The sequence below is a fragment of the Candidatus Dormiibacterota bacterium genome (assembly GCA_035532035.1).
Lineage (GTDB): Bacteria > Vulcanimicrobiota > Vulcanimicrobiia > Vulcanimicrobiales > Vulcanimicrobiaceae > Tyrphobacter.
The window spans coordinates 1-17499 of record DATKRS010000012.1 but is presented as its reverse complement, the minus strand read 5'-3'; the positions used below and the strand labels follow the sequence as shown (position 1 = coordinate 17499).

General features: G+C 64.0%; 17 protein-coding genes. 11 read left to right on the top strand and 6 right to left on the bottom strand.

Features of this window, described 5'->3' with window-relative positions:
- The coding region (gene aceE / locus VMV82_04810) for a pyruvate dehydrogenase (acetyl-transferring), homodimeric type (protein HUY40871.1) at positions 1 to 1415 on the top strand (1415 nt) is incomplete at its 5' end.
- Positions 1416 to 1420: 5 nt separating this feature from the next.
- Complete coding sequence (locus VMV82_04805) at positions 1421 to 2662, top strand: 2-oxo acid dehydrogenase subunit E2 (protein ID HUY40870.1); 1242 nt, start codon at positions 1421 to 1423, stop codon at positions 2660 to 2662.
- A gap of 173 nt (positions 2663 to 2835) precedes the next feature.
- On the opposite strand, the gene VMV82_04800 is transcribed toward VMV82_04805, so the two are convergent.
- Positions 2836 to 3141: a helix-turn-helix transcriptional regulator gene (locus VMV82_04800; protein HUY40869.1), complete on the bottom strand. Its 306-nt coding sequence runs from the start codon at positions 3139 to 3141 to the stop codon at positions 2836 to 2838.
- A gap of 799 nt (positions 3142 to 3940) precedes the next feature.
- On the opposite strand from VMV82_04800, the gene VMV82_04795 reads away from it, so the two are divergent.
- The 3 genes from VMV82_04795 to VMV82_04785 are packed head-to-tail and all read left to right on the top strand — an operon-like array spanning position 3941 to position 8210.
- Positions 3941 to 5743, top strand: a complete 1803-nt coding sequence (locus tag VMV82_04795) for a hypothetical protein (GenBank protein ID HUY40868.1) — start codon at positions 3941 to 3943, stop codon at positions 5741 to 5743.
- 11 nt (positions 5744 to 5754) lie between these two features.
- On the top strand, positions 5755 to 6693 hold the full coding sequence (locus VMV82_04790; protein ID HUY40867.1) for a hypothetical protein: 939 nt from the start codon (positions 5755 to 5757) through the stop codon (positions 6691 to 6693).
- On the top strand, positions 6693 to 8210 hold the full coding sequence (locus VMV82_04785) for a secretin N-terminal domain-containing protein (protein HUY40866.1): 1518 nt from the start codon (positions 6693 to 6695) through the stop codon (positions 8208 to 8210). The genes VMV82_04790 and VMV82_04785 overlap by 1 nt, the downstream gene beginning before the upstream one ends.
- A gap of 171 nt (positions 8211 to 8381) precedes the next feature.
- Here VMV82_04785 and acnA read toward each other — a convergent pair whose 3' ends face one another.
- Genes acnA through VMV82_04770 form a run of 3 tightly spaced genes read right to left on the bottom strand, consistent with a single transcriptional unit; the run spans position 8382 to position 12969 of the window.
- Positions 8382 to 11162 (bottom strand): aconitate hydratase AcnA, encoded by a 2781-nt coding sequence (gene acnA / locus VMV82_04780; GenBank protein HUY40865.1) that lies wholly within the window; start codon positions 11160 to 11162, stop codon positions 8382 to 8384.
- Positions 11159 to 12331 (bottom strand): HRDC domain-containing protein, encoded by a 1173-nt coding sequence (locus VMV82_04775; protein ID HUY40864.1) that lies wholly within the window; start codon positions 12329 to 12331, stop codon positions 11159 to 11161. Before VMV82_04775 ends, acnA begins: the two co-directional genes overlap by 4 nt.
- Positions 12328 to 12969 carry a VTT domain-containing protein gene (locus VMV82_04770; protein HUY40863.1) on the bottom strand — a complete coding sequence of 214 codons (642 nt, stop codon included), beginning with the start codon at positions 12967 to 12969 and terminating at the stop codon, positions 12328 to 12330. The genes VMV82_04775 and VMV82_04770 overlap by 4 nt, the downstream gene beginning before the upstream one ends.
- Before the next feature lie 12 nt (positions 12970 to 12981).
- Here VMV82_04770 and VMV82_04765 point away from each other — a divergent pair, with 12 nt between their 5' ends.
- On the top strand, positions 12982 to 13368 hold the full coding sequence (locus tag VMV82_04765; GenBank protein HUY40862.1) for a vitamin K epoxide reductase family protein: 387 nt from the start codon (positions 12982 to 12984) through the stop codon (positions 13366 to 13368).
- A 196-nt stretch (positions 13369 to 13564) separates the two neighbouring features.
- Here VMV82_04765 and VMV82_04760 read toward each other — a convergent pair whose 3' ends face one another.
- A complete protein-coding gene (locus VMV82_04760) occupies positions 13565 to 14014 on the bottom strand; it encodes an RpiB/LacA/LacB family sugar-phosphate isomerase (GenBank protein ID HUY40861.1) in 450 nt (149 codons plus the stop codon).
- Positions 14015 to 14034: 20 nt separating this feature from the next.
- Between VMV82_04760 and VMV82_04755 the strand changes: the two genes are divergently transcribed.
- A complete protein-coding gene (locus VMV82_04755) occupies positions 14035 to 14676 on the top strand; it encodes an NUDIX hydrolase (GenBank protein ID HUY40860.1) in 642 nt (213 codons plus the stop codon).
- The gene (locus VMV82_04750; GenBank protein ID HUY40859.1) at positions 14673 to 15635 is read left to right on the top strand and encodes an MBL fold metallo-hydrolase; all 963 of its coding nucleotides are present in this window, start codon (positions 14673 to 14675) and stop codon (positions 15633 to 15635) included. Before VMV82_04755 ends, VMV82_04750 begins: the two co-directional genes overlap by 4 nt.
- Here VMV82_04750 and VMV82_04745 read toward each other — a convergent pair.
- Positions 15603 to 16598 carry a zinc-binding dehydrogenase gene (locus VMV82_04745; protein ID HUY40858.1) on the bottom strand — a complete coding sequence of 332 codons (996 nt, stop codon included), beginning with the start codon at positions 16596 to 16598 and terminating at the stop codon, positions 15603 to 15605. The genes VMV82_04750 and VMV82_04745 overlap by 33 nt on opposite strands.
- 66 nt (positions 16599 to 16664) lie before the next feature.
- On the opposite strand from VMV82_04745, the gene VMV82_04740 reads away from it, so the two are divergent.
- The 3 genes from VMV82_04740 to VMV82_04730 form a co-directional block, all read left to right on the top strand.
- Complete coding sequence (locus tag VMV82_04740) at positions 16665 to 16919, top strand: hypothetical protein (GenBank protein ID HUY40857.1); 255 nt, start codon at positions 16665 to 16667, stop codon at positions 16917 to 16919.
- On the top strand, positions 16916 to 17152 hold the full coding sequence (locus VMV82_04735; GenBank protein HUY40856.1) for a BolA/IbaG family iron-sulfur metabolism protein: 237 nt from the start codon (positions 16916 to 16918) through the stop codon (positions 17150 to 17152). Before VMV82_04740 ends, VMV82_04735 begins: the two co-directional genes overlap by 4 nt.
- Positions 17153 to 17154: 2 nt before the next feature.
- A partial coding sequence (locus VMV82_04730) for a glutaredoxin domain-containing protein (protein ID HUY40855.1) occupies positions 17155 to 17499 on the top strand: 345 nt, incomplete at its 3' end.

The following is a 17499-nucleotide window of genomic DNA, read 5'->3' as shown; positions in this document are numbered from 1 at the left end:
ATCGCTTCGACATACCGGTCACCGACGAGCAGATCGAGAGCATTCCGTTCTGCCGGCCGCCGGAAGGCAGCGCCGAGATGCACTACCTGCGCGCGCGCATGCACGAGCAGGGTTCGTTGCCGCAGCGGCGGCGGGCGTCGGTCGCGCTCACCGTTCCGGCGTTGAGCGCCTTTGACGCGCAGGTCAAGAGTGGCAACGAACGCGAGCATTCGACCACGATGGCGTTCGTCCGTATCCTCAGCACGATCTTGCGCGACCCCACCGTAGGGCCGCGCGTCGTACCGATCGTCGCGGACGAGTCGCGCACGTTCGGCATGGAGGGCCTCTTCCGGCAACTCGGGATCTACTCGTCCGTCGGTCAGCTCTATCAGCCGCAAGATGCCGAGCAGCTCATGTGGTACCGTGAGGATCGGCTCGGCCAGATTCTTCAAGAAGGCATCAACGAAGCTGGCGCGATCTCGTCGTGGATCGCAGCAGGCACGTCGTACTCCAATCATAATCTTCCGATGATCCCGTTCTATATCTTCTACTCGATGTTCGGATTTCAGCGCGTCGGGGATCTCGCATGGGCGGCCGGCGACAGCCGCACGCGCGGTTTTCTGCTCGGCGGAACGTCCGGCCGGACGACGCTCAACGGTGAAGGCTTGCAGCACGAAGACGGCCAGAGCCACGTCATCGCGTCGGTCGTTCCCAACTGCCGCAGCTACGATCCGACGTTCGGCTACGAAGTCGCCGTCATCATCCAAGACGGCCTGCGGCGCATGCTCGCCGAGCAGGAAGACGTATACTACTACATCACGCTGCTCAACGAGAACTACAATCATCCGGAGATGCCCGAGAATGCCGTCGAAGGCATCTTGCGCGGCATGTACCTGCTGCGCGACGGCGGCGTCGGAAACGAGCCGCGCGCGCAGCTCTTCGGCTCCGGCGCGATTTTGCGTGAAGTGCTCGCCGGCGCCGAGCTACTCGAGAAAGACTGGAGCGTGCGTAGCGACGTGTGGAGCACGACCAGCTTCAACCTGCTGCAGCGCGACGGCGTAGCGGTGCAGCGCTGGAACATGTTGCATCCGGGCGAGCCGCGCAAGCGCTCGTACGTCGAGCAATGCCTGGAAGGGCGAGCCGGTCCGGGCATCGCAGCCAGCGATTACGTGCGCACGTTCGCCGAGCAGATTCGGCCCTTCGTCACGCCGGCGGGCTCCGGAACGCGACACTACACGACGCTGGGTACCGACGGATACGGCCGCAGCGATTACCGCACGCAGCTTCGCGCCTTCTTCGAGGTCGACCGCCGCTACGTGGCGCTTGCCGCACTCAGCTCGCTCGCAGATGAGGGTGCGATCTCGTGCGACGTGCCGGCAAAGGCGCTCGCGAAGTACGAGATCGATCCCGAAAAGCCCAATCCGGTTACGGTGTAGCGCGCGTGGCGGAAATCGTCGAGCTGCGCGTTCCCGATATCGGCATCTTCAAGGACGTGCCGGTGATCGAAGTGCTCGTCAAGCCCGGTCAGCGCGTCAAACACAACGATTCCCTCATCACGCTCGAGAGCGAAAAGGCCTCGATGGAGATCCCGTCGCCGGCGGAGGGAACGATCGCGGAGGTCAAGGTCAAAGTCGGCGACCCCGTCTCGCAAGGAAGCGTGATTGCGACGATCGAGGCAGCCACGGCTCCAGTGCAACCGGCTGCGCAGCCGCAAGCAGCGCCCGCACCGCAACCGCAAGCAGCGCCCGCGTCGAAGCCGGCGCCGGCGCAACCGAGCGATGGCGCAATCGTTCACGCGAGCCCGTCGATCCGGCGCTTCGCGCGCGAGCTCGGCGTGGACTTGCACGCAATTTCCGGAACGGGACCACACGATCGCATCACGCGCGAGGACGTGCAGGGCTTCGTCAAGGCCGCGCTCGCTGGGGCCGCGGGCAACAGCGGAATCGGCGCCGGCCTGCCGCCGTGGCCGGCGATCGACTTCGCACAATACGGACAGATCGAGCGTCGGCCGCTCTCGCGCATTCGGCGCCTCGCGGGCCCGAATCTCCATCGCAACTGGCTGCAGATTCCGCACATCACGAACTACGACGAAGCGGACGTCACCGGACTCGAGAAGTTTCGCCTAAAGATCAATGCGGAACAGGTAAAAAAGAAGAGCGCGAAGCTCACGATGCTCGCCTTTCTCGTACGGGCGTGCGTCGCGGCGCTCAAGGAGTTCCCGGAGTTCAACAGCTCGCTCGACGGCGACCAGCTCGTCTACAAGAAATATTACAACATCGGCTTCGCCGCCGACACGAAGGACGGGCTCATCGTTCCCGTTCTCAAGAACGCGGACGCAAAGGGACTGCTCGAGATCGCTGCCGAGGCAGCCGAGCTGGCGGCGAAGGCGCGTGAAGGGAAGCTCGGCCTCGCCACGATGAGCGGCGGCTCGTTCACCATCTCGTCGATCGGCGGCATCGGCGGCACGCAGTTCACCCAGATCGTCAACGCTCCCGAGGTCGCGATCCTCGGTGCGACGCGCGTGGCGATGAAACCGGTCTGGAACAGGAAACGCTTCGTTCCGCGCCTCATGCTACCGATTAGCGTCAGCTACGATCACCGCGTCATCGACGGAGCGAGCGCCGCACGTTTTCTCGTCTACGTCGCGAACGCGCTCGCCGATTTCCGCCGGGTGATGCTCTAAGCGCTGTAGTGGCCGAGGTTCACTGGCGAAATGAAGACGTTGTCGCCATGCGATTGCGCGGTAAGCCGTTGTAGCAAAGAGATGCCAAACACGCTGCAGTCCGCCGTCGACGCCGAGACTTTCCTAAGAGGCACGACAGAGACACGACGCGAGCGCGAGAGTGAAGGGGCGACTCACCCGGCGTCGCCCGGCGAGCCGACGCTCGCGTCTTGACTTTGGAGCACGTCGGCGAACGGGAGCCCGAACGTCGCCATCAGTTCCAAGCGTCCGTTAACGCGGAAGTGGGCGAATATTCTTCTCAGGTGTGCTTTCACCGTACCCACAGCTACGTCCAGCTCGCGCGCGATGCGCTCGTTGTGGTAACCCTTGAGCACGAGGCGAAAAACTTCGCTTTCGCGGGCAGTGAGGCCGTGGACACAGCCTGAATGAGCGCCCTCTTGAAGCGCTGAAACCGCCGTCACCTGGGCCGGCCGCTCCATTTATACCGTACCTTCGGGGGGGGTATCCCCTTCCCCCCAGTTCCACCTCGCCGCGGTCGCCTTACGGTTCTGACCCCGCTGCGCCGTCCAGTTCTACGCCATCCGGCCTAAGCGATTGCGCGTAAGCTGAAGGGCATAGGCGATTGGGAGAATAGCGCGCGCCCCCGCGTTCCGCTAGACTTTCAGGCGGAGGGCGTCCCATGAAGTTCTTTGCGCCTGTAGTGGTTCTCGCGTATCTTCTCGGTGCATCGGCAGCGCCAGCGGCGGCGAGGCACATGATCTACCCACGATTCACGCATACACACGTGACGAAGGCGTACTTGTACGTCGACGCCGCCGAAAGAATCCTGGAGGATATTCGTCTCGGCTCGCAAGGCGCACACGGAGCGAGGGCGCTCAACGGCCGCAACCTCCAATCGCTGAGCACGAGCGAAGCCTTGACCGTCAGGCGGGCGCTGGCACAACCAGCGCGCCTCAGCGCACGTACTTGGCGCAGCCTTCCGCGGCCCAAGCCGTTTTTCGGAAACATCGCGGTACCGCGGCGTAACGGGTTCCTCCGAACGTCCCAGGGTACGCGGCGTACACTTAGCGCACCGCCCGCGACTCCGGCTCCGACTGCAAACCAGATCATAATCCAGGAAATCGGCATGGGTCGCTACGACGACCAGGACTGCACGCTGTATCCGTATGTCTTCACTTTTTACTATAACTCTACGACCGGTGCCCTCTCGTCGGAGGCGGCGATACTCGCGACGCCGGCGCAGAGCAGCGCCGCTAGTCTTCCGCGGAGTATGAGCGCATGCTGAGCAGATTCAAGCTCGCGCTGTCGTTTGCGGTTATCGCGATCGTCGTTGCTGCCTGTAACGTTGACTCGCTTCTGAACATTCTATTCTCACCGCAGCCACAGCAGTTCGCGGGCGCCTTCGAGACGCTCGCTGTCGACAATTACGCGAACCCAACGCTCGACCTCAACGACCCGTATTCGGTCGCGAATCAATTAGATCCCATTGGCGATACAGATAACTTCGCACACGAGCTCAAAACTAATTCTGTTACGCCTTGGTCACAAATCGCGCGTCTTACGGACTCTCAGGTTTCGGCGACCTCGTTCCAGCAGTACCAGCAGAGCGTCGACGCGCTTTTCTACGATGGCCACGGCGGCCCTGGCGTAAACGCACTGTATGGCTGGGGTGTCTCGGGTTACGGATACGACGAGCAGGCCTGGGGCGCTGGCGATACGTTAGCCATGGTCGACGGCGATACGATCAATGGCATCGGCGGGAACCAAGGCACGGGCGAGCGCTTTCCGGCGGGCGGAAGGCTAAAGTGGATATTTGACCTCGGCTCTGATACTGTTGCAGCGCCCCCGTTCGTCGACCCCAACGACCCATACTGGACGGCCGACTGGACGCCCGCCTTCGGCGGTTCGCTTCATGGCCTCTACGGCGCATGGCAGGACGTCGGGTCATGCCCGTTCGGTAACCCAAGCCGGACATGCGACGTGGCCAATGGGACAACCGCGAAAGCCTTTGGTGCATACGTTATGCCTGGCGCTCTGTCAGGCAACCCGCTCGAGGGCGAGGATATCCATGACGCATGGGTGTCGGCCTTCATCGCGTCGGGTCAGGATGGCCGCTGGGCGATATGGGAGGATGCGTCGGCGCGAAACGACATCATCAGCGGCCCGGGTAACGGGAGCGCTCCTCCCTCGTACACCTCATCCTTGAGCGGCAGCATCATATTCTATTATCCGGCAAATCCTAACGGCTACAACGTGCAAAGCGTCACGGTCGCGCCTGATACTTTCGCGCTCAATCCGCAGTCGATAGCGAACGAGTCATGGAACGCGCAATCGCTGGCACAGCAATACGAGCCGCAGGCCGTCTCCCCCGTTGTCAACTCCGACAACGGATCCACCTACGTCTCGAAGACGAACTGGGGAGGGGTGCAATACAACTACGGCCAATCCGGCGCGGTAATGTACTTTGGGCCAAAGCCGCGCGACGCCATGGCCTTTTCTCAGAGTACGGCGCTGCAGGCCGCGGAAACCTACGTTAGCAGTACCCTCGGAATGCCGTCAGATGCGGTGCTGTATTCCGTGCTTCAGTTTTGGACGTATTCTCCCTCGACGGGCGCCGCCGTCAACGACGGCTACGAGTTCATCTGGCACCATGCGAACAGCTCGGTCGCGGGATACGACGCGATCAAGGTTGTGGTCGCCGACCGTCATACGTCGGTGAGAACCTGCGTGGACTGGATCTATAACGATCCGCCGATAAAGCCAATATGCGACCAATGGCAGGTGACCACGAGCGATACCCCTTACATCTCCTCAGCCTTTCGCCTGTGGCGTTCGCTTGCCGGTACGAACTCAAACATTCAACCCGCGGGAATGACCTCTATCGACGCTGTAACCGCCGCGAGCGCACTGCCTGCTGGCGCGAACATCACAGCCTATCAACCTGGGCTCTGGATGCCGGGTGCTGACGCCTCCTCAAGTGAAGGCGCTCGATCCGCGTGGATATTCACGATCGGAGGGCGTGAACAAATTGCAGTTGACGCCTATACGGGGCAAATCCTGGGATCGACGACAGAACAATGAGGTTGAGGGGTTTGTCGCTTGCGGCACTCCTGGCAGTTGTCATTGGCGCGTCACCGTCCGGTGCGTCGGTGCCCGCCTCGGATGTGTGGAGCAAACTCGCGATCGCGGTGAGAGAGCATCGAAATGCTGTTTATAATGCAGTCATGGATAACGAGGCGGCGGCGGCGCTCCGTACGGCGGCGCTCGCGCCGACAACTTCCGCCGCTTGCAAGGATGCCTACCTCGCACCGGGCGTGAGGGTCTTTGTTAGCGATCTGTACCTCTTCGGCCTGGGCAATCACGGGGATGGCTTTGGCGAGAACTGCCGCTTCGTTGAGCGCAATATAGTGCGCGGTGCGGCGGTACGGGGCGTGTCCACCTTTAACGACGCCTGGTTGCAGTTCGGGAGTATGCGTCCCCCGACTCCCGAGCCCTTTTTCGATGGCCATGCTGCCTACAGCGTCCCGACGATTCGGCTTAGCGGTGCCGCCATCGTACGGCGGCTCGATGATACCGAGGTTATCGAACTGCACTGCCGCGACCAGAGATACGGCGTGCTGCTCTTCGCCGGCAACGCGCGGCTTTCACTTGTGCGCGCTGCGGCTGTGACGCTAATGACGGGTTACGATGCCGGCGACTTCTATCCGGGGCCACGCGGGCCGCGCGCTCGCAACCTGCTGCTGGCTTTGCCACAGTTTGCGGTTGCAACGACAGTTGAAACGCGACTTGCCGCGACGGCGGGCCGGAAAGTCACCTTCTCGCAAACGGCGGTCGTTCGCCTAGGCGAATTTGGGGTGGGCAAGTCCTGGGACTGGCCGCCGTTGCCACACTTTGGATTCATTGGCCCGTCGTATCACCCGCCCCTAGCGCTGTCGTTCAACCACCCGTTCTATTTTGCCATCGTCTACTGGAGCGCGCACGCGCTGCTCTTTATTGGCTATGTCGCGCACCCGACGCTGAACGCTGAGTAGTGCCCGCACAGCTTCGGGCGTGGGCGCTACGATGGGGCCAGGCGGCATGCGCAACCGTCACGATGGCCTTCCTTGCCTCGGGCGCTGCAGACGCGCGCGCGATCTTGAGTTTCGTGCAGGAAACGGCGTCGGTCGGCAGCGCGCGCGTCGTGATGTTCTTTCCCGGCGGTGTTCCGGCCGGCTGGCACATGGAGGGCTCCGGTACGGACAGCGTCACTGCCGTGTTACCGGAGACGGCGAAGGGAATCGACTTCACGTCGGCACCGGCAATTCGAAGCAGCCCGGTCGAGTCGATCGCGATAGCAAGCGCAAATCGTGCTCTGAGGGTTTCATTTCGGCTTACCGGCGCTGAGCCCGTCACGACTCAAGCCCTTCCATCGGCGCTCGTGTTGCTCATCGGCTCGCAACCCAGGGCCGTAGCGCGGGCAGCGGTGCCGGCGGGTCCCGCTGCGCCTGTAGCCGCGTCGAGCTATACGGTGATTCCGCTGAAGTACGCCGACGTCAGTGAAATCGCCGACATCCTGGTGCAGGGACAACAACTGCAGCCGACCGACAATTTTCACCCCTCGGGCTCGATGTTCTCGCTGCCGACTTCGGGCTTGGGAATGGGAGGAGCGACCGGGGCAAACGATATGTCGGTCGGGGCTGCCGCATCGGCCCCTGCCGAACGCGTCACAGACACGATCGCCGTCGACCGCCGCCTCAATGCGCTCATCCTATCTGGGCCACCCGATGAGATCGCATTGATAAAAGCGCTGGTCTCTCAGATCGATGTCCCGCTGGACAGCGTGATGCTCGATTGCCAGATCGTCGAGCTAACCGAGTCATCGGCACACGACCTCGGACTCGATCTAGCGGCCGGCGCAGGCGGTCCCATTGCCCAGGCAAGCGTAGTGCTTGGAAACACCGCCGGTGCCTTGACCAGCGGCACCGGGAACACGCAGACCGCCGTATCGCTCGAAGGTCAGCTGTACGCGACTATCGCCCACGGCGGCGGCAGGATTCTCGCGACGCCGCGGATCCTCGCGCTCGACGGAACGCCCGCCCAAATCCTTGCGGGCGATGCGATTCCAATCATTCAGTCCACCATCTACCCCGGTTCCACGGCAATAACGCAGGTCTCGACAACGTATGTAACCGTCGGAATCAACCTCCAGATACTACCGCGGATCAGCGGAGACAATCAGGTTCTCTCCTATATTTACGCGGAGGTTTCGAGCGTCGCTGCATACGTTCCGACGCCCGAGGGCAATGTGCCCCAAATAAGTTTGCGCCGAGCGAGCACGGAGGCGCTGGTGCGCGACGGCAGCCCATTCGTGATCGCCGGGTTGCTGCAGGACAACGAGATAAGGAACATGTCCAAGCTCCCGATCCTGGGCGACCTGCCGATCATCGGTGGATTGTTTCGCGTGCGGCACGATTCGACCGCGCGCACCAATCTCTACATCGTGGTGACACCGCACATTATCAGGCAGCGGGCCGAAGCGCCGGCTGCAGCTAGTACCCCCGCGCTGTAGGCTATATAATGCCGACAGGACAGTTCGGCTCCGCGCCGGCCCACCGGGTCATGACGCCCGATGTAGCCCGCACCTGCCGTGCATCGGCCGATGCTCCGCAAAGGCATGTGGCGAAAGGGTTTGCGCGACGCACCGATATTTGCAAGCGCGTTTGCAAAGAGCGCTACCGAATCACCGCCGGCTCATGAGTTGCCGGAGCATGTACTGCAAGATCCCGCCGTGGCGGTAGTACTCGGCTTCGTCGGGAGTATCGATGCGCAGCCGGACGTCGAACGTGCACGATTGACCGCTGTGTGGATGCGTCGCGGTGACGTTTACGGTCATGCGCGGTGAGATGCCGCGCTCGATGCCGGTAACGTCGTAGAGCTCCTCTCCGGTGAGGCCGTACGCCTCGCGGTTCGCGCCCTCGAGATATTCGAGCGGAAGAATCCCCATACCGATAAGATTGCTACGATGGATGCGCTCGAACGACTCGGCGATGACGGCCTTGATGCCGAGCAGATAGGGGCCTTTCGCCGCCCAGTCTCGCGACGATCCCGAGCCGTACTCCTTTCCCGCCAGCACGACGAGCGGCGTGCTGCCTGCGCGGTATTTCATCGCTGCGTCGTAGATCGTCATCTGCTCGCCGGTCGGCAGGTAGCGCGTCATGCCGCCTTCGACGCCCGGCACGAGCAGATTGCGCAATCGCACGTTGGCAAAGGTACCGCGGACCATCACTTCGTGGTTGCCGCGCCGCGCTCCGTACGAGTTGAAGTCCTTCTGTTCGACTCCTCGCTCCATGAGATACGTGCCGGCAGGACTGTTGCGTGCAATGTTTCCCGCGGGCGAGATGTGGTCCGTCGTTACCGAATCCCCGAGCATCGCTAAGACGCGCGCATTTCTGACGTCGGCGGTTGCGGGCGGCTCGGCTTGCATGCCGTCGAAATACGGCGGCCGCTTCACGTACTCGGACTTCGGATCCCATGAAAAGCGCTCGCTCTTGCCCACGGCGATATTCGCCCAGTTCTCGTCTCCCTTGAAGACGTCGGCATAGCGCCGCTTGAACATCTGGTCGGTAATGCAGGCCGTCACGGTCTGCGCGATCTCTTCGTTGCTCGGCCAGATGTCGCGCAAGTACACCGGCCCTTCCCTCCCGATGCCCAACGGCTCCGACGTGAGATCGACGTCCATGCGCCCCGCGAGCGCATACGCGACGACGAGCGGCGGCGACGCAAGGTAGTTCGCGCGTACCTGCGGGTGGATGCGCCCCTCGAAGTTCCGGTTGCCCGAAAGTACCGCTGCAACGATGAGGTCGTGCTCCTCGACGGTGTCGGCGACTTCGGCGGGTAGTGGGCCCGAGTTGCCGATGCACGTCGTACACCCATAGCCGACGAGATCGAAGCCGAGCGTGTCCAGGTGACGCTGTAAATCTGCTTTCACGAGGTAGTCGGTGACGACTTGCGATCCCGGTGCGAGCGAAGTCTTGACCCACGGCTTCGTCTGCAAGCCGCGCTCGACGGCGTTGCGCGCGAGAAGCCCGGCACCGATCAGCACCGAGGGATTGGAAGTGTTCGTGCAGCTGGTGATCGCGGCGATCACGACGGCGCCGTCGGAGACGTCCTTTGCCGCGGCATCGGGCACGCTCTGCCCGTCGGCGTCGGCTTCGATATCCCCGATGGCGGCGGTTTGCCCGCCGCCCTCGCTCTCGAACCTTCGCACCGCATTGCCGTTGCCGTCGCGCGCTTTCGCCCATTCGCTCATCGCGGCCACGAAGGTGCTCTTCGCGTCGCGCAGCGGCACGCGATCCTGCGGCCGGCGCGGGCCGGCGATGTTCGGCTCTACCGTGCTCAAGTCGAGCTCCAGCACGTCGCTATAGTGCGGATCCGGCGTCGCATCGGTGCGGAAAAGGCTCTGCGCTTTCGCGTACGCTTCGACGAGCGCCACGTGCTCGGACGCGCGGCCCGTGAAGCGCAGGTATTCGAGCGTGCGATCGTCGATCGGGAACATCGAGACCGTGCATCCGAACTCGGGGGACATGTTCCCGATCGTGACGCGGTCCGCGACGGGCATCGCGCTCAGCCCTTTCCCGAAGAACTCGACGAACTTCCCGACGACGCCGCGCTTGCGCAGCATCTGCGTTACCGTGAGCACGAGGTCCGTCGCAGTGACGCCCTCGCGCAAGGCTCCTGCGAGCCGCACGCCGACGACCTGCGGAATCAGCATGGTGACCGGCTGGCCGAGCATCGCCGCTTCGGCCTCAATGCCGCCTACGCCCCACGCAAGCACGCCGAGCCCATCGACCATCGTCGTGTGCGAATCGGTGCCGACGAGCGTGTCGGGATAGGCGAGCGCCCCCGAAGGATCCGCCGCGAGCCCGCCGCCGCCTCCACCGAAGACCACACGCGCGAGATACTCGATGTTGACCTGGTGCACGATGCCGGTGTCGGGCGGTACGACGCGAAAACCCGATAGCGCTGCTTGGCCCCACTTAAGAAATGCGTAACGCTCGCGATTGCGCTCGAGCTCCAGCGCGGCGTTCTTTGCGAACGCTTCGGGACCGCGGAAGAAGTCGACTTGCACGGAGTGGTCTATCACGAGCTCGACCGGCTGCAGCGGGTTGATCGTCTTCGCGTCTCCGCCCATCGCCGAAATGGCGTCGCGCATCGCAGCCAAATCGACGACGCATGGGACGCCGGTGAAATCTTGCAGCAGAACGCGCGCCGGGCGAAATGCAATTTCCCGCTCCGGCGGCGTCGGAGACCAACGCGCCAGCGCTTCGACGTCGTCGCGTTTGACCGTGCGCCCGTCTTCGCATCGCAGCAGATTCTCGAGCAGAATTTTGATCGAATACGGCAGCCGCGCGAGGTTCGTCAGCCCCGCTTCTTCGAGCGCCCCCAAGCGAAAGTAGCGATAGCTTCGGTCTCCGACCGTCAGCGTTGCGCCTGCGTCAAAACTTCCTGCTCGTTCGATCATCGCACTCGTATGTTCGGGTCACCGTCGGCGTAGCCTTCGACGGCAATCGAGGCCTCGCCCCATAGCAGTCGTTGCAGCGGTTGCGCGACGAGCTCCAATCGCCACGGCGAGAGATCGAGCGCCTCTTCCAGAGCGCGCGGGTCGTGCGGCAACTCGCGCGATACACGTTCGAGCGACGCGCGGGGAACGAGAAGACTCGGCGCGAGATCGTGTTGTCGCGCAATCTCGCCGATCACGATGCTCATGAGCGAAGCGAGCGTGTCGCGCGCGATTCCGAGCGGACGACTCGGCCGTTCGGGAAGTTCGTCCTCCGGCAGCGCCTCCGCCTCGGCAACGGCCTCGAGAATCGCGGCGCCGTACTGCCGGCGCGCAGCCGCATCCAGACGACGCAGTTGCGCGAGGTCGTCGGGGCTCGTAGGTCGCAGCGTCGCCAACCCCGCAACGACGTCATCGGGAATGATGTAGCGCGGCGGGACGTCTCGCCGCCTCGCAGCCCGATCGCGCAGCTTCACGATCGCGCGCAACGCAGCGAGCTCGCGCCGGCTCATTCGCGAGGCTCCCGGCATGCGCAGATAGGCGCGTCGTTCGTCGATGCGATAGCGCTCGAACTGACCGAGCAACGCGCACTCCTCGCGCACCCACTCGAGACGCCCGGTCGAACGCAGCCGCTCGACGAGGTCGTCCTGCATCGGCAAGAGGTGGGCGACGTCGTCGACCAAGTACTCGATCTGGCGAGGCGAGAGGGGGCGCGTGCCCCAATCGCTGACCGTTTGGGACTTCGCGAGCCGTACGTTGCGCAGATCGCGTACCAGTTCGGCAAGCGATACCTGCATGCCGTAGCCGAGAAACGCCGCCGCCACTTGCGTGTCGAAGACGCGCTCCGGAACGCAATCGAACCGATCCGCAAAGATCTTGAGATCGGACGAGAGCGCGTGCCCGACGACTTCGGTCTGCGCCAGCGCTTCCGCCAGCGGCTGCAGGTGCGCGACGGCGATGGGATCGACGATGGCGACGCCGTCTTCGAACGCGAGCTGCACGACCATCAGACGCGGTGAGTAGGTACGCTCGGCATGAAACTCTGTGTCGAGCGCGACGCGCCTCGCGTCGCGGATGCGCGGGCAGAGTGCGTCGAGCGCTTGCGCGCTCGCGATCATCGTAACTCCGGTCACGGTTCGCCCGTCGGTGGAACGTGGTGTCGAAAGTGAAAGTCGAAATGCGGATGATGGTGCTCGAAATACGTGCGCGCGCGCGCTTCGTAACGGTGAACGTAGATCGTCACCTGATTGCCGAAGATCGAAAGAATCGCGCAGACGGGAATGGCCACCGCGCACATCGTCCAGACGTGCACCCACACCGGGACGCGGAAGGTAGCGGCGGTCGCCGTCGCAACGGTTCCGCCGAATCCCGGGATGATGCGCACCGCGATGAGAAAGCCGGGGGAACCGACGGGAAAGCGCTTCACCCATGCCGGCAACCGCGCAAGGTAGGAGTCGAGGTCGAGCAGTCGCGACGCGTGCCGATTGATCCAGTAGCCGAGCATCGCCGCGAGCACGAGTCCGATCGCATCGATGATCGTGCCGAGCACGGGTCCGAAGATCGCACCATTCATAACCGCGAGCGCGTCGGTGACCGAGAACGGCGCCGACGCAACCAACGCGAAGACGGCAATCGCCAGGGGATAGGCAAACGGGTAGTAGGAGCGGATCAGGTGCTCGACGAGCGGTTGATAGCGGATGACGACGACCGCAAGCACGAAGGAAGCGCCGAGGAGCGCTATGGCGGCTAGCCGCCTGATGGAAGTGCTCAAAGGGAGCGCGGTGTGATCGTCGAGACGCTGGTCACGGTACTCTGCGGAGTTGGTCTCTATGCATCGCTTTTCATGCTGGGAAGGGCTCGGCAGGCGGCACGAGGCAGCCTCAGCGAGCCAAGCGTGGTCGAAACGCCCCGCGCCCACCTCGTTGGGCGCGTCTCGAATGCGCTCCTCGGCGCCTGGTATTATCCGGCGCTCGCCGTAGCGGCCTGGCTCCCGCTGCCGCCAGACCTCTTGCTGCTCGTCTTCGCCCTCGTCGCGCTCGCGGCCGCAACGTCGGCCCTCCTTGCGTACTCGCTGCTTTTCGTCACGCGCCGACCGTGCGCGTACTGTTGGACCTCGCATGCAGTCAACTGGTCGCTCGTCGTCTTGTGGGCGCTTCATTCATGGTACTAGCCCCTTGCGGCTCTTGCGCAGCTCTGCTACGATGCTGCAATCTTGAGTGGGCGAGGAACCTTCGCATAACCACCCGGGAGAGGGTGCCGAGTTTGCGACAGAAAGCCGCGACACGGTAACGGCAGATGATCAGAGGCTACGCGTGTGCGCAGCCTCTCTGCTTGTATGTCGTTCGGCGGCGCCGCACCCCTCACTCTTAGGGCAATTGTTCGTCCCAAGATTTGAGAGCGTCGACCATCTCTTTCTCTTTGCCGTCCTTTGGTGGTTCGGCAGAGAACCAAGCGTTAAGAATTTCACCGGCGAGAGCGGGCGTAATCGCGCGGATCGAGAGCGCGAGGACGTTGGCGTCGTTCCACGCGCGTGCGCCGCGTGCCGTCTCCGCGTCGCCGCACAGCGCCGCGCGCGCACCGCGTACTTTGTTCGCGGCAATCGAGACGCCGGTTCCCGTCCAGCAGCAGACGATGCCGCTCGCGCAGGCTCCGCACGCAACCGCCTCGCCCACGGCTCGTCCGACGCTGGGCCAGTCGGCTTGCGCGTGCGGATCGAGCGCGCCGAAGAGCGCGAGATCGTCGCCGCGCTCGCGTAGGTGCCGCTCGAGCGCGTCGGTCAGCTCGCAGCGCAGGTCGCTTCCAAGGGCGATACGCATGGGAGGCGTATTCGCCAGGAATGGATGTACGCCCGGCGTCTACCGTGATGCTGGCACGAGACGCGAGCTCCCACGGGATCGAGGTCTTCATGCTGCGGCGCAGCGAGAAGAGCGCTTTCGCTCCGAACGTCTACGTCTTTCCAGGCGGAACCGTCGACCCGCAAGACCAGCATGCGCAACCGCGCGCGAGCCCGCAAGAGCTGCGCCGCCTCTTCCGGATGGCTTCGCCGCCGAGTCACGACCTTCAAGCAGGCCTCGTTGCGGCCGCACGGCGCGAAGTGTTGGAAGAGACGGGCGTTCGTCTCTCCGATAGCGAGCCGCTGGAGATCTTCTCCCATTGGATTACGCCCACGAGCATCGCGCCACGATACGACGTCTTCTTCTTCGTCGCACGCATGCCGGGCGGGCAGACACCGGTGGCCGATGCGACGGAGACGCACGACGGGCTCTGGATGACTCCCACGGACGCGCTCGCGCGCGGCGACGCGGGGCGCCTTGCGCTGATCTATCCGACGCGCAAGCACCTCGAACGGCTGCGCGGCTTTCGCAGCGTCGCCGAGCTGCTCGCGTTCGCGCGAGCGAAACCGATCCTCACGGTGCTGGCCGAGGGCACCGAGCGCGACGGCTTCGCGTTGCCCGACGCGCTCGAAGGTACGTGGTGAGCGCGATCGCAGATGACGCGCACATCACGCTCGTGCGCGCACCGAATCCTTCGCCGATGACGCTCACCGGAACCAACTCCTACCTGTTGAACTGCGGCGCGGGAGAGGCGCTCGTCATCGATCCTGGGCCGGCGCTCGAACGCCACGTTCGCGCACTGCTCGATGCGGCTGCCCGTATGCAGCTCGCCATTCGCGCTATCGCGATCACGCACGGCCATCCGGATCATGCGCCCGCCGCGGCGGCGCTCTCACGCGAGACCGGCGCCGCGATCTACGCTCACCCTCAATCGGCGGTGCCGCACGATCGCGATCTTTCCCTCGGCGGTTCGCTACGCGTCGGCGAGCTCGAACTGCACGCGATCGACGCTCCCGGCCACACGTTCGATCACGTCGTCTTCTTCGATCCCAAATCGCTCACGCTCTTCACCGGGGACGTGATATTGGGTGAAGGAACGGTCGTCATCGCGCCGCCGGGTGGCGCGATGCGGCCGTATCAGCGCACGCTCGAACACCTTGCGCGCAAGTTCCCGCAGGCGCGCGCTATTCGCGGCGGACACGGCCCGCTCGTGACCGACGCTCAAGCAAAAATCGCGGAGTACATCGCGCATCGGCAGTGGCGGGAAGCACAGCTCCTCGACGCACTTTCGCATGGGCCGCAGACGATTCCCGAGCTCGTGACGCGCATCTACGCCGGCACGCAGCCGGCGCTCTGGCCCGCCGCCGCGCGCCAGTTACTGGCGCATCTCCAAGCGTTGACGCAAGAAGGACGCGTCGTCGCGATGCCCATAGAGCGGCCGCTCACCGCACGCGAGTCGGCGATGCTCAATCCCGACTGGGCCTCGCTCGTCGAAGCCGAGCTCGCCGCCGTGATCGAAGCCGAGCTCGGAAGTGCGTATCGCATCGAGCGCCTCGATCGCTACGCGCTCCTACCACGAGAGGACGATCTTGCCGAACTGTGACGCATCGTCCATGCGCCGCATGGCGGCAACGATCTGCGTCATCGAGAAGACGCGATCGACCGCGGGCTTGAGGCCGTCTTCGAGCAGAGCGAGCATCGCGCCGAAATCCTGCGGGCTTCCCATCGTCGACCCGAGGACCGAGAGCTCGTTCCAAAAGAGCGCAAAAAGCTTGACGTTTGCCTCCGGGTGCGTGCCGCCGTAGAGCACGACGCGACCGCCGGGACGCACGACGCTAAGCGCTTTCGAGAACGTCTCGCCTCCGGACGAATCCACGACGAGATCCACCGGACCGGCGGCCCGCACGTCTTTCTCCCACGAGGAGTTCTCCGCGTAGTTCAGCACGAGGTCGGCGCCGAGTGCGCGCGCGCGCTCGAGCTTCTCCTCGCTACTCGACGTGGCGATGACGCGGGCACCGGCCTGCTTTGCAAAGAGCAAAACGAACGTCTGCACGCCACCGCCGGCTCCCGGAATCAGGACTGTCTCGCCGCGTGCGAGCTTGCCGCGCGTGAAGAGGGCGCGATACGCGGTGAGCCCTCCGAGTGGAATCGCCGCCGCCTCTTCGAACGAAAGATGCGCCGGCTTCGGATAGACGTTGAGCGCCGGCACGCAGACGTATTGCGCAAACGTTCCGGCGCGCGGCATGCCGAGAATCGACGACGCCGGGGAACGCAGCGCCGGATCGTCGCCCCAGTCGAGCATCGGATAGATCACGACATCGCTGCCCGGGTGAAGGCTCGTGACGCCGTCGCCGAGTGCGGCGACCTCGCCGGCCCCGTCGCTGCCGAGCAGCGCGGGGAGTGCGATCTTCGGGTAGAGGCCGCGCGTGACGAAGAGATCGCGATGATTCAGCGCCGCTGCACGGATGCGAACGAGAACCTCTCCCGCTGCCGGCGCGGGCGTAGGAACCTCCTCGAGGACGAGCCGCTCCGGGCCGCCGAGCTCGTGAAGGAGCACCGCACGCATGGCCAACCGGTACGACGCCGCGCACGCCAGGCCTTCGCCACCGTCGCGCCGTACGAGCCACTCCCTATGAAGAAGCGCGGCCGTATTCTGAGGGCGATCTTTCGGGGAATCGCGCGCGTTCAGGAGAGCTTCGAGATCCACATCGGCCCGATCCACGCACGCGGCGTTCCCGCCATCCTGGTCGGCGTCACCGGCATCGTTGCCGCGTCCGGCGTGGCTGCGATGCTCGCGAGAAGCGCCGAGCGCCTTCCCGAAACGCTTCGCGAAGCGCGCGGGTTGTCGGATTCGTTGCGAGGCACGCGCCCGCCACTCAATCCGTGATAGACAACGACGCGCTGGCCGCGCTGATCCGTGAGAGCATTCCCGATGCCGAGGTCGAGATCGTCGATCGAACCGGCACGATGGATCATTTCAACGTCACCGTTCGGTCCGCAGCCTTCAAAGGCAGGACGCTCGTACAACAACATCAGCTGGTCTATGGGGCGCTTCGAGGCGCTCTGCGCGACGGCCGCGTGCATGCGGTCGAGCTCAAGACCATCCACAGGGAGGAATGACCATGCCGCAAGAGATTCGCGACGAGATCGCCCGCGAGATCGGCGCCAACAAGATTCTCGTCTACGGTAAGGGCACGAAGGAGGCTCCGCGCTGCGGATTCACCCTCGAAACGATCGAGTTCTTCGACCGCTTCGGTTACCCGTTCGAAGTCGTCGACGTGCTCGAAAACATGCCCAAGCGCGACGCGCTTGCCGCGATGACGGAGTGGCCGACGCTGCCCAAAGTCTTCATCGACGGGACGTTCTACGGCGATACCGACGTGCTCGGACCGATGGCCGAAAGCGGCGAGCTGCACGCCTTGCTCGAGAAGAGCTTCGGCACTGCGCCGCAACCCAAAACAACGATC